We start from the raw sequence: 12,535 nt of genomic DNA on the forward strand, positions 1-12,535 counted from the left end.
GTCATGAGCGGTTCTCTGACTCGGCGAGGCCGAAGCCCCGCTGGAAGGCGGCCATCAGACCCGGGTCGTGCAGCGGCGGTTCGGCGTCCTCGGTACGGCCGCCCGCGCGGCGCGGCGCGGGCACCTCGCGCAACTGCGGCGCGAGGTGCTGCTGGGCCCGCCGCCGGGGCAGCGGCGGCCCGCTCTCGCCCCGCGCGGCCGGTACCAGGGATTGCGGAGGCAACACGGCGGTGATCAGCGCCGGTTCGGGAGCCGCCACCGCCTCCGGTTCGGGTGCGCGTTCCGGTTCCGGCTCGGGCACCATCGCCCGCGCCGGGCGCTCCGCCTCCGCCCCGGCCCACACGGGTACCTCGGCCCACACGGGTACGTCGGCCCACGCCGGGACCGCCGGTCCCGCGCCCGGCCCTGGACGCGGCGCCGTGGCAGTACGTACGGGCTCCAGCGGCGGCCCGGTGAACCCCGCGCCGGATCCCCACGAGGTGGCCCGCGAGCCACCCGCCACGTCGGCCGCGCCGGGCGCCTCCGCGCCCAACAGCTCCTGCGGCAGCACCAGTACGGCGAGCACCCCGCCGTAGATGTTGGACTTCAGCTCGACGGCGATGCCGTGCCTGCGGGCCAGGGCGGAGACCACGAACAGGCCGATCCGCCCGTCCGCCAGCAGCCGCCGGACGTTGATCTGGTCGGGGTCGCTCAACAGGGCGTTCATGCGGTGCTGTTCCTCGGCGGGCATGCCGAGGCCGCGGTCCTCCACCTCGACGGCGATCCCGGCGGTGACCCGCTCGGCGCGCAGCACCACATCGGTGTCGGGGGCGGAGAACACCGTCGCGTTCTCGACGAGTTCGGCCAGCAGGTGCACCACGTCGGCGACGGCGTGTCCGCGCACCGTGCCGCCCGCCGGGGGCACCACCTTGACCCGGGTGTACTGCTCGACCTCGGCCACCGACGAGCGCAGCACCTCGCTGAGGTCGATGGGGCGGGTCCACTGGCGCCGGGACGCGGCCCCGCCGAGCACCGCGAGGTTCTCGGCGTGGCGGCGGATCCTGGTCGCGAGGTGGTCGACGTGGAACAGTTCCTTGAGCAGGTCCGGGTCCTCGACGATGTCCTCCAGGTCGTCGAGCAGCGAGATCTCTCGGTGCACGAGCGACTGGAGCCGGCGGGCGAGGTTGACGAAGACCTCGACCTTCTGGTCGCTGTCGGAGGGGGCCGGGGGCGCGGCGAGCCGCACCAGCGTCGCGTGGGCCTGTTCCCGGGCGCCGCGCAACTCCTGGGAGAGCAGCCAGAATTCGTCCACGACCGCCGGGTCGGCGCCGGTCCCGGAGTCCGGCGGCCCGCTGCCGCGCGGCGGGCGGGGCGACGTATCGCCGCGTTCCAGCCGGTCGGCGACGGTCCGCAGTTCCTGGCGCCCGCGCACGCTGGAGCGGCGCAGCGCCTCGCAGCGGTCCCGTACGGCCTTGCCCGCGCGCTGGGCCCCGAGCAGGGCGGCGGCGAGGGCGCCGACGACGAGCAGGGCGCAGCCGGAGAGCACCGGCCACAGCCGTGCGTCGCGCGCGCCCGCGCCGCCGCCGAGCTGCAGGGTGAAGATCACGGCGGCGGCGCCGCTGAGCCCGGCGGCCAGGGTGGGAAGGACGGCGGCGCGGATCAACTGGGGCCGTATCTGGCGGCCCGGACCGGTGACGGCGTGTCTCGACGGGGAGTGGCGGGGGCGGGCGGCGCGGGGTCCGGACATCGGCGTCCTCGGTACGGTACGTGGGCCCGGGCCCCCGCGGTCGGCGGGACCCGGTGTTGATCACCGGGTACCCACGCTAGACCGCGTCCACGTTCCGTAGGCGGCCAGTTGGGGAACTTCACCGGGCGGGGTCCCGCTCCGGAAGGAGCGCTCGTACGGGCGCCCGAATACCCCTTCGGGCGCCGCCCCGGCGCCCCTTGCCGCCCGTGCGCCCCCTCCCGGCGCGCTGCCCCGCGTGCCGGGAGCCCGGCTCTCAGCTGCCCACGGCCTCCGACTCCTCGCGCGCGGCCGGTCCGGCCCCGGGCAGCGGGCGGGACGGCGCGACCGGCGCCGTATCCGGTGCGGGTACCGAGACGAACGGGCGCCACCACGGCTCGGCCGGGGCGTCCGCCGCACCCGGCTCGAACGGCTGGCCCGGCACCGGCAGGGCGATCGCCGCGCCCGCGAGCCCGGCGGCCGCGAGGGTCCCTTCGCCGGGCTCGTCCCACGGGTGCGGGGCGAGGTTGAAGGTGCCCCAGTGGATCGGCAGCATCGCGCCGTGCGGGGCGCCCCCCTGGAGGTCGAGGTGGGCGGCCATGCCCTCCTCCGGGGTCATGTGGATGTCGGGCCAGTACTCCGAGTAGGCGCCGATCTGGATCATCGTGGCGTCGAACGGTCCGTGCTGGGCGCCGATCTCCTTGAACCCGGGGAAGTATCCCGTGTCACCGCTGTGGAACACCCGGTGCTCGTCGCCCGCGACCACCCAGGAGGCCCACAACGTGTACTGCTGGTTGCGCAGGCCGCGCCCGCAGAAGTGGCGCGCCGGGGTCGCGGTCAGCGACAGCCCGGCGACCTTGGTGCTCTCGTTCCAGTCGAGCTCGCGCAGCCGGTCGGCGGGGACCCCCCAGTGCTCCAGGTGCGCGCCGACGCCGAGCGGGACCGCGAAGACGGTGTCCGTACCGGCCAGGGCCTTGATCGTCGGGAGGTCGAGGTGGTCGTAGTGGTCGTGCGAGATCACCACGACGTCGACCGGGCCCAGCGCGGCCAGCGGCACCGGCACGGGGTGGAGTCTCTTGGGCCCGGCGAAGGGGAAGGGGGAGCAGCGCTCACCCCACACCGGGTCGAACAGCACCCGGCGCCCGTCGATCTCGGCGAGCACGGTGGAGTGCCCCATCCACGTCAGCCGCAGGCCACTGGCCGGGGGCTTCGCCAGGTCGGCGAGGGTGGTGGGGTGGACCGGGACCGGCGCGCCGGGATTGCGCCGGACCCGCTGCTCCTTGTGGAAGTAGATCTTGGCGAACTCCAGCATCGAACCGGAGGGCCTGGTCCTGGCACCGACGGGATTCTGGAAGACGCCGTCGGCGAAGTTCGGCGAGCGGCGGATGCGCTCCAGCCGGGTGCCGGAAGGATCCGCGCCGAAGGCTTCGGGCCGCATGGCACGCAGCCGAGGACGCAAGGGACGGGAGCCGGGGCCGGAGCCGGTCAAGGCGCCTCCAGAGAGGAAGTGGGCAAGGCGGATCGTACGTTCTACCACCAACCCAACGCGCAGCGCTCCCGAAGGATTCCGCTTCGGCCCCCCGACCTCGCTACAGCGGCAGGAGATCCGGACGCTTGGCCTCCATGTGGTCCCCGGAGGACTCCCCGCGCAGCCGCCTGCCGATCCACGGCACGAGGTACTCCCGCGCCCACTGGACGTTGTCCCGGGTCACCTCGGCCGAGCCCCGGGGCTGCTGCGGCGGCCACGGCTGGTCCGGGTCGGCGGGCACCTCCAGCCCGAGCACCTGCGCGGCGCGCAGCGCGACCCGGGTGTGCCCCTCGGGCGACAGGTGCAGCCGGTCGTGGTCCCAAGCACGCCGGTCCTGTACGGACTTGAGCGACCAGAGGTCGAGCACCGGGCAGCCGTACCGGTCGGCGATGGACCGCACGTGCGCCGAGTACGTGGCCACCTTGCCCCGGATGTGCTTGAGCACCGGGACGCCACGGGTGTCGAAACCGGTGGTGATCATCACCTGGCCGACGGACCCGGCGAGGTCGGCGAGGGCCGCCTCGAACCGCTCCGCCACGTCGTCGGGGTCGCTCCCGGGCCGGATGATGTCGTTGCCCCCGGCGCAGAAGGTGACCAGATCGGGCGCCAGCTCCTTGGCGCGCGGAATCTGATCCGCCACGATCTGGTCCAGGAGCTTCCCCCGCACGGCCAGGTTCGCGTACCGGAACGCGTGCTCCTCGTGCTGATCCGCCAGGAGCACGGCGAGCCGGTCGGCCCAGCCGAGGAACGTCGGCCCCGGGCCCGGGTCCCCCACGCCCTCCGTGAAACTGTCCCCGATCGCCGCGTACGAGCCAATGCCCCGCGAGGCCGTCTTCATCGTCTTCGTCGTCTGCGCCGTCTTCGTCGTCTGCGCCGCTGCCGTCTTCGTCGTCGTCAATCTCGTCGCTGCCACGAGAGGACATACTTCACCCCCGGACACGACCTACGCCATCGTAGGCAGCCCTTCACGGACCGTGATCTATACCACCCGGTAGGTAAGGAATAAGTGAACGGTCCTGCGAGGGGCAGAGCAGTGGGACCGGCACCCCCTCGGGCCCCGGCCCCACCCGGCCTTCAGCCCCCGAGATCCGCGGGTTTCGCACGGCGCTGCATCTCGTCGTGGAGCAGACGCCCGATGAGTGCGCCGCCGAACACCACGACGCCGACGCCGACGAGCCAGGACTGGATGACGAGGACGGTGCCGAAGACGCCGTAGGTGACCGCGCTCGACGCGATCAGCGGGGAGAAGACGAGCCGGGAGAAGATCCGCAGCCCGAGCAGCCCCAGCATGGTGGCCACCGCCCCGGGGAACAGCGCGAGCCAGGGCACCCGGCCCGCGAGCAGCAGCCGCTGGGACCACCAGAAGAAGAGGGTGCCGATGAGGACCGTGACGAAGCCACGGGCCGGAGAGTCGCGCCAGGGCGGGGAGAACGCCGACAGGTACAAGGCCCCGATCAGGACGCCGAGCCACAGCACGTGCCGCCACCTGGCCCACCAGCGGGCCGGGGGCAGGTCCCAGACCGCCTCGTAACCGCTCTGCAGCGCGGTGGCGAAGGAGAGGCCGAAGACGGTGAGCAGGGCGAGACCGAAGGCCGTCGTGGTCCGCCACGCCTGGCCGGGCTGGGCGAAGAGCCGCTCGATCTCCAGCCTGGCGGTCGCCGACACGCCGAGTCCGTCCCCGAGCCACTCCGCGAAGCCCTGCCCACCGCCGGAGTCCGCCGCGGACACGACGATCAGCAGCGGCACCAGGGTCAGGAAGCCGAGCGCCGCGAATCCGAGCGCGCGCCGCAACAGCTCCACCGCCCGCACGTGCCCCCAGCGGCGCCCGGCCCGCGCACGGCGGACCGCGCTGCCCACCCGTCCGAGGGGCGACAGCTTCCAGAACCTCTCCGGCCTCGTCATCCGGCCGCTCCAGCCGCTCCGGCCGCCGCGGTTGCCACCGCAGGACTCGACGCCGAGGACTCCACGGCCGGAACTCCACGGTAGGCCCCCGCGCCCGCCCGCTCCACCGGTACGGCACGCCCCGGCCGAGCCGCGCTCCGCCGACGCCCTCCGGCCGCACTCGCAGAGGTCCCTCGCCGCCACCCGCGCCGTGGCGCTGCCGTGCCCCGTTGGGGCACCGCTGCTCCACGTCGTCACAGGGCGCCGCGCGTGGTTTTCGGGAAATCTTCACAGGGCGCGAGGGGCGGGGCGCCCCGCTTCCACCGCTCCTTGATATGCCGGTTATATCCCATTCGCTTGGCGTAGCTATGCCTGGATATGTCCCTCGGGTGCAGCCCACCGCGTGAATCTGTTACTCGATCTTGTGGAGAAGATGTGATGATCCAATAAAGGAATCGGAATGCCTGCTTCCGGAGTGGCCGCCCCGAATGCCGCGAGACGGCAACACGGTTGGGCGGGTGACTGGTTCACGTGCTTACATCGGCCCACCGCGGTGGTTTCCGGAAGGGTGGTTGATGCCGTCCGTGCCGTCGCGGGAGCGGACGGACCGTCATGTCACGCTCCGTCCAGGTCATTTGATAAACAGCCAGACCAATGAAGGGTGCGCACATCATGCGTAACGACATCGAGACCCGCGAGATCGCCGACACCGAGCTGGACGCCGTTTCCGGCGGTATCGGCATCTCCGGTGGCCTCCTCGGCGCCGCGACCAGCGACGTACACAACGTGCTGGGCGCGGTGACCTCCCTGGAGACCGTCCACGGCGCGCTGGCCGTGCCGGGCCAGGTCGCGGGCATCGCCGGCGTTCACGTCGGTGTCGCCGGTCTCTGACCGGGATGTCCCCAGCCCGCGAACCCCGGAATTCTGACGTTCCGGGTTTCGCGGGCTGCCCGCCGTACCCGCCAGGCCCCGCGGTCGGCGGGTTCAACCGTGCAATCCGGCACCCGTGTGACGAATGCCGTCGAAGGAATGGTTCGTGCAGTTCCGTCAAAAGGCGCTTTCCAAGCTGCAATCGCCTGAAGAACTCGATCTGCCCGTACGATTCGCGCGTCCACAGGGCAGGCTCGTGCTGGCTGTCACGGTCCTCGTCATGGTTGCCGCGAGCTTCTGGGCATTCACCGGATCCGTGTCCTCGAAATTGAGCGCACGCGGCATCCTCACTCATGCCGAGGGCAGTTACCGGCTGCAGAGCCCGTTCGCGGGACAAGTCACCGCAGTCCTCGCCCAGGAGGGCCGACTGCTGTCCCCGGGCGCGCCTCTGCTCCAGGTCAGCACGGTTCAGGGTGACCGCACCATACGCGTGGTCGCCGGAGGGCGGGTGACGACCCTGATCGCGAAGATCGGGTCGGTCCTCGCGACCGGCGCGGACGTGGCGACCGTGGAACGTGCGAAGAATCCGGACGACCCGCTGGTGGCCATGCTCTACATACCAGGCGGGAGCGGCGCGGCGATCCCGGTGGGCGCCTCGGTCGACCTGAGCGTCCAGACCGTACCCCAGCAGCAATTCGGCGTGCTGCGCGGCCGCGTCAAGGAAGTCGGCCGTGCGCCGCAGTCCCAGGCGCAGCTCGGTGGCTTCCTCGGCGACGACCGGCTCGCCGCGCAGTTCGCCCGGGAGGGCGATCCCGTAGCAGTGCTCGTACAGCTAGAGCGCTCCTCCGCGACCAGGTCCGGCTATCAGTGGTCCTCCGCGGACGGGCCCCCGTACGCCATCGACTCCACGACACCGGTCAGCGGAGCCGTCCACCTCCGCGCGCAGCGCCCCGTCGATTGGCTCCTGCCGTGACCGCGCCGCAGCATGCCCAGGACCAGAACACCAGGCGCCGCTCCTCGCGCGGCAGGCCCGCGTCCGCCCCCAAGGGCCGCACGCCCCGGACCGTACGTACCCCCACCGTGCTGCAGATGGAGGCGGTGGAGTGCGGCGCCGCCGCGCTGGCCATGGTGCTCGGCCACTACGGCCGCTTCGTCCCCCTGGAAGAGCTGCGCATCGCCTGCGGAGTCTCCCGTGACGGGTCCCGCGCCAGCAACCTCCTCAAGGCCGCGCGCGGTTACGGGCTGAAGGCCAAGGGCATGCAGATGGATCTGGCGGCGCTCGCCGGAGTGAGCCCACCAGCCATCCTCTTCTGGGAGTTCAACCACTACGTCGTCTACGAGGGCATGGGCCGCCGCTTCGGCCGCCGTGGCGTGTACATCAACGACCCGGGCAAGGGCCGGCGGTTCGTCCCCATGGAGGACTTCGACAGCAGCTTCACCGGCGTCGTACTCACCCTGCAGCCCGACGAGGGTTTCCGCCGCGCCGGCCGCAAGCCAGGTGTCATGGCCGCCATGCCGGCCCGCCTGCGCGGTACATCGGGCACGCTGCTCGCCGCCGTGATCTCCAGCCTCCTGCTGGTGCTCGTCGGCGCGACGGTGCCCGCGCTGAGCCGTACGTACATCGACATGTTCCTGATCGGTGACCAGACGTCCCTGCTGGGCGTGCTCTTCACATCGATGGCAGCCGCCCTGGTGCTCATCACCGCGCTCACCGCGCTACAGCAGGCCAATCTGCTGCGCGGGCGCATCATCTCCTCCACCCTGAGCAGCGCCCGCTTCCTGCGGCATCTGCTCAGACTTCCGGTCACCTTCTACTCCCAGCGCAACCCGGCGGACCTGGTCCAGCGCCTGCAGTCCAACGATGCGGTGGCCGAGACCCTGGCAAGGGACCTCACCGCCGCCGGGGTGGACGCGGTGGTCGTGGTCCTCTACGCGGTGCTGCTGTGGACGTACGACCCGCAGCTCACCGTCGTGGGGGTGCTGATCGCGCTGCTCAACATCGTGGCCATGCGGATCGTGATCCGGGTGAGGGCCACCGGCACTCAGAAGCTGCGTGCCGAAAGCGCCCGGCTCACCAACACCTCCTACAGCGGTCTCCAGCTCATCGAGACGATGAAGGCCACCGGAGGGGAGAACGGCTTCTTCCAACGCTGGGCCGGCCAGCACGCGGTCACTCTCGACGTGCAGCAGCGGCTCGGCGTCCCCAGCGCGTGGCTGGCGATCGTCGCGCCGTCGCTGGCCGCGCTCAACAGCGCGCTGATTCTGTGGATCGGCGGCCTGCGGGCGGTGGAGGGGCATCTCTCGGTCGGCCTGCTCGTCGCCTTCCAGGCGCTGGTGACCAGCTTCACCTCGCCGATCACCCGCCTCAACGGCGTCGCCGGACGGATCCAGGATTTCGCGGCCGACGTCGCCCGGCTCAAGGACGTCGAGAACTTTCCCGTCGACCCGCTCTACCAACGGCGCGAGCCCCGTGCCGGAACCCGCCGTCTCAGGGGCCAGGTGGAACTGGACGGCATCACCTTCGGTTACAGCCCCTTGGACGCCCCACTGCTCAAGGACTTCTCACTTTCGGTCGGCCCCGGGCAGCAGGTCGCGCTCGTCGGCGGCTCCGGCAGCGGCAAGTCCACCGTCTCCCGGCTGATGTCCGGCCTCTACGCACCCTGGGAGGGCTCCATCCGCATCGACGGGATGCGACTGGAGGACATCCCGCGCGGCGCGCTGGCGGCCTCCGTCTCCTTCGTCGACCAGGACGTCTTCCTCTTCGAGGGCACCGTCCGTGACAACGTGGCGCTGTGGGACCCCTCCATCCCGGACGAGGCCGTTGTCACCGCCCTCGAGGACGCCGCCGTGTACGACGTGATAGCCCGGCGCCCCGGCGGTATCCACAGCCGTGTCGAGCAGGACGGCCGCAACTTCTCCGGCGGCCAGCGCCAGCGCCTGGAGATCGCGCGGGCGCTGGTGCGCCGCCCGAGCGTCATGATCCTGGACGAGGTGACCAGCGCCCTGGACACGGTGACCGAGCAGGTCGTCATCGACAGCCTGCGCCGCCGCGGCTGCGCCTGCGTGGTCATCGCCCACAGGCTGAGCACGGTGCGCGACAGCGACGAGATCGTCGTGCTCGACCGGGGCACGGTCGTGGAACGCGGTCGGCACGAGTATCTGATCGCCGCGCAGGGCGCGTACGCCGCACTGGTCAAGGAGCACTGAGGTGACGTCCCCGCACCACGCCACGGTCACCGCCGCACAGCCGGGCCCGGTCCCGGCCCCCGACCCGGTCGTAGCGGCCCTGGGCGGACTCGGCTCGGAGGTCGACTGCGCAGACACGCGCGGCCTGTCCCTGGAGGGTCCGCTCGTGATGTGGCTCGTCGTGGACGGCGAACTGGATCTGTTCGCGGTCGACGTCGCGCAGCTGGGACACTGGCATTTCCTGGGTCGGCTGGAGGCGGGCACGCTGCTGCTCGGGCCGCCCGAGGGCCCCGAACACACCCTGCTGGGTCGGCCCCTGCACGGCTGCCGGCTGCGCCGCATCGAGCTGCACGAGCTGTACCGCCCCGAGTACGACGGGCCGTACGACGCGCAGTGGTACGACCAGGGTCGGTACGGCGCCCCCGCCGCGCCGCTGAGCCCCCTCGAGTACGCCTTCGCGCTCGGCATCGGCCGCGGCCTGCGCACGCTCTACCAGGCGCCGTTGGAGAGCCGGACCACCGCCCGCCAGGGCGGGGCGGACGACGACATCCTGTGGATGCGGATCCCCCCGGGCAGCATCCAGTACGGCGCCGCGTACGAGGGGTACGACACGGTCGGGGCGCTCCTCGTCGACGGGGCGATGTGGCAGGGCATGGTGGACCAGCAGTACCGGCTGCTGTACGCCCTGGACGACTGGATCGAGCAACTGGAGCGGGCCCACGAGGACCGCACGGCGGCCGGTATCGAGGCCGGCGAGGTTGCCCGCACCCAGGCGGACCGAGCGCTGCTCGCCTCCATCGGCCGCTCCCGCGGGAGTTCCCGTCGCGGCGCCGGCGACGACGCGACCTTCGCCGCCTGCCGCCTGGTCGCCGCCGAAGCGGGCATCACCCTGTCCGAGCCCGGCCCGGCCACCACCGCCGCGCAGACCGACCCCGTCGAACGCATCGCGCTCGCCTCGCGCATCCGCACACGCAGCGTCCGGCTCGGCGGCCGCTGGTGGCGGGAGGACAGCGGGCCCCTGGTGGGCCGGCGCGAGGAGGACGGGACACCGGTCGCGCTGCTGTGGCGGCGCGGTGGATACGAGGCCGTGGACCCCGCCACCGGCGCGCGGGAGCGTTTGGGAAAGGCCAATGAGGCAGCCTTCGAACCGCGCGCCGTCATGCTCTACCGCCCGCTGCCCGACGGGCGGCTCGGCTTGCTGAGGCTGCTGCGCTTCAGCGTGCGCGGCACCGGCAAGGAGCTGCGCAGCATCGCCTTGGGCGGGCTGGTCGCTGTCGTCCTGGGCGCCCTCGTACCCGTTGCCACCGGCAGGGTGCTCGGCGAGTACGTACCCCACGCCGAGGACAGCCTCATCGCGCAGACCGCTCTGGCGCTCATCGCGACCAGCGTTCTCTCGGCCGCGTTCATGCTGCTCCAGAACATCTCCATCCTCCGCATGGAGGGCCGTATCGAGGCCACCCTGCAGCCGGCCGTATGGGACCGCCTGCTGCGGCTGCCGACGAGGTTCTTCGCGGGTCGCTCCACCGGCGAACTGGCCGGCGCGGCCATGGGCATCAGCGCCATCCGGCGCGTGCTGGCCGGTATCGGCCCGGTGGCCGTACAGGCGAGCACCGTGGCCGCGATGAACCTCGTGCTGCTGCTCGTCTACAGCGTTCCGCTGGCGATGGCGGCGGTCGCCATGCTCCTCGTCATCGCCACGGTCTTCCTCGGCCTGGGGCTGTGGCAGCTGCGCTATCAGCGACAACTGATCAAGCTCGGCAACACACTCAACAACCAGGCGTTCCAGACGCTGCGAGGGCTGCCCAAGCTGCGCGTGGCGGCGGCCGAGAGCTTCGCCTACGCGGCCTGGGCAAGGGAGTTCGCCCGCACGCGCGAACTGCAGCAGCGCATCGGCCGGATCAAGAACGTCATCACGGTACTCAACGCGGTCTATCTGCCGCTGTGCACGCTCGTGATGTTCATGCTGTTGGCCGGACCTGCCCGCGGCAGCATGTCCGCCAGTGAGTTCCTCACCTTCAGCACCGCCGTGACGATGATGCTGGGCTCGGTCACCCAGCTGACCGGAGCGCTCATCTCGGCCGCCGCCGTGCAGCCGATGTTCGAGCAGATCAAGCCCCTCCTCGAGGAGACCCCCGAGGCATGCGGCTCCCGCACTCAGCCAGGCGCGCTCAGTGGCGCCATCGAGGCGAAGAAGCTGTCCTACCGGTACACCGACGACGGCCCGCTCGTACTCGACGACGTGTCGTTCCAGGTGCGGCCGGGCGAGTTCGTCGCGATCGTCGGGGCCAGCGGATGTGGCAAGTCGACACTGGTGCGACTGCTGATCGGCTTCGACAAGCCCCTCTCCGGCAGCGTGCTGTACGACGGCCAGGATCTGGCGGCGCTCGACCAGGCGGCCGTGCGTCGGCAGTGCGGCGTCGTCCTGCAGAGCGCACAGCCCTTCTCCGGCTCGATCCTCGACTGCATCTGCGGCGCCGAGACGTTTTCGCTCGAGGAGGCGTGGGAGGCTGCCGCGATGGCGGGCCTGGCCGAGGACGTCAAGGCCATGCCCATGGGCATGCACACCATGCTGTCCGACGGCGGCGGCAGCGTCTCGGGTGGCCAGCGCCAGCGGATGATGATCGCCCAGGCCCTCATCCGCAAGCCGCGCGTCCTTCTCCTGGACGAGGCCACCAGCGCGCTGGACAACGAAGCCCAGCGCGTGGTGATCGAGTCCACCCGCGCCCTGCGCTCCACCCGCATCGTGATCGCCCATCGGCTCTCCACGGTCATGGACGCGGACCGGGTCATCGTCATGTCGGAGGGGCGGGTCGTCCAGCAGGGGCCGCCGGCTGAACTCCTCGCGGATACGCGCGGCCCCTTCCGCGAACTGGTCCGCCGTCAGATCAGGTGACCGGGAGAGAGCTGACCGAAGTGGCGAATCATCGTAGGCTCCGGGCTGGCGCCCCGTATCGTCCTGGCGGATAGCACCGTCGGGCGCGGTCGACGTCCTGCGGCCTGGGAGGAGAGACGCAGGCGCGCCTCTGAACGGCGCCGAGTGCGGTGCTTCGAGGTGCCAAGGCCGCCGGGTGTCGGGAGGCCCGTGGTGTCCGTCGGCCGACGGGGTGGTGACGGGCCGCCAGTCGACGGTGCCGAAGCCGCTCGCAGGCCCGCCGCCTACAGGTCGGGGTGCGGCTACTCGTGGAACTCGTAGGGGGCGGGCAGTTCGGTCAGGAAAGCCGCACGCAGCAGCGGAACCTCCGGGCCGGGCACCCGCTCAAGGAGGGTGACGCCCGCCGCGCCCCGGTTGCCCTCGGGGAGCGGCGGGCGGTGGGGGATGACGGCCATCAGCCGGCGCGTAGGGGGCGCACTGTCGTCAGGCCCCGGGT

9 protein-coding genes are annotated in these 12,535 nt (G+C 71.8%); 4 read left to right on the top strand and 5 right to left on the bottom strand.

Annotated features, from left to right (window positions below; translation table 11 throughout):
- Window position 1: 1 nt before the first annotated feature.
- The 4 genes from QMF80_RS17555 to QMF80_RS17570 all read right to left on the bottom strand — a co-directional run bounded on the left by QMF80_RS17555 (window position 2) and on the right by QMF80_RS17570 (window position 5,132).
- On the bottom strand, window positions 2-1,726 hold the full coding sequence (locus QMF80_RS17555) for a sensor histidine kinase (protein WP_283454296.1): 1,725 nt from the start codon (window positions 1,724-1,726) through the stop codon (window positions 2-4).
- Window positions 1,727-1,979: 253 nt separating this feature from the next.
- Window positions 1,980-3,140: an MBL fold metallo-hydrolase gene (locus tag QMF80_RS17560; protein ID WP_283454297.1), complete on the bottom strand. Its 1,161-nt coding sequence runs from the start codon at window positions 3,138-3,140 to the stop codon at window positions 1,980-1,982.
- Between the two features lie 151 nt (window positions 3,141-3,291).
- Window positions 3,292-4,068, bottom strand: coding sequence for an SGNH/GDSL hydrolase family protein (locus QMF80_RS17565; protein ID WP_283454464.1), 777 nt, complete (start codon window positions 4,066-4,068; stop codon window positions 3,292-3,294).
- A gap of 236 nt (window positions 4,069-4,304) precedes the next feature.
- Window positions 4,305-5,132, bottom strand: a complete 828-nt coding sequence (locus QMF80_RS17570; RefSeq protein ID WP_283454298.1) for a YhjD/YihY/BrkB family envelope integrity protein — start codon at window positions 5,130-5,132, stop codon at window positions 4,305-4,307.
- 651 nt (window positions 5,133-5,783) lie between these two features.
- On the opposite strand from QMF80_RS17570, the gene QMF80_RS17575 reads away from it, so the two are divergent.
- From QMF80_RS17575 to QMF80_RS17590, 4 genes are all read left to right on the top strand, one after another.
- Window positions 5,784-6,002, top strand: coding sequence for a hypothetical protein (locus tag QMF80_RS17575; RefSeq protein ID WP_283454299.1), 219 nt, complete (start codon window positions 5,784-5,786; stop codon window positions 6,000-6,002).
- A 145-nt stretch (window positions 6,003-6,147) separates the two neighbouring features.
- Window positions 6,148-6,954 (top strand): HlyD family efflux transporter periplasmic adaptor subunit, encoded by an 807-nt coding sequence (locus QMF80_RS17580; protein WP_283454466.1) that lies wholly within the window; start codon window positions 6,148-6,150, stop codon window positions 6,952-6,954.
- Window positions 6,951-9,188, top strand: a complete 2,238-nt coding sequence (locus QMF80_RS17585; protein ID WP_502962871.1) for an NHLP family bacteriocin export ABC transporter peptidase/permease/ATPase subunit — start codon at window positions 6,951-6,953, stop codon at window positions 9,186-9,188. The genes QMF80_RS17580 and QMF80_RS17585 overlap by 4 nt, the downstream gene beginning before the upstream one ends.
- A gap of 1 nt (window position 9,189) precedes the next feature.
- Window positions 9,190-12,060: an NHLP bacteriocin export ABC transporter permease/ATPase subunit gene (locus tag QMF80_RS17590; RefSeq protein WP_283454301.1), complete on the top strand. Its 2,871-nt coding sequence runs from the start codon at window positions 9,190-9,192 to the stop codon at window positions 12,058-12,060.
- A 281-nt stretch (window positions 12,061-12,341) separates the two neighbouring features.
- On the opposite strand, the gene QMF80_RS17595 is transcribed toward QMF80_RS17590, so the two are convergent.
- Window positions 12,342-12,494: a hypothetical protein gene (locus tag QMF80_RS17595; RefSeq protein ID WP_283454303.1), complete on the bottom strand. Its 153-nt coding sequence runs from the start codon at window positions 12,492-12,494 to the stop codon at window positions 12,342-12,344.
- Window positions 12,495-12,535: the final 41 nt, after the last annotated feature.

This window comes from Streptomyces sp. G-G2, from assembly GCF_030063135.1.
Taxonomy (GTDB): Bacteria; Actinomycetota; Actinomycetes; order Streptomycetales; family Streptomycetaceae; genus Streptomyces.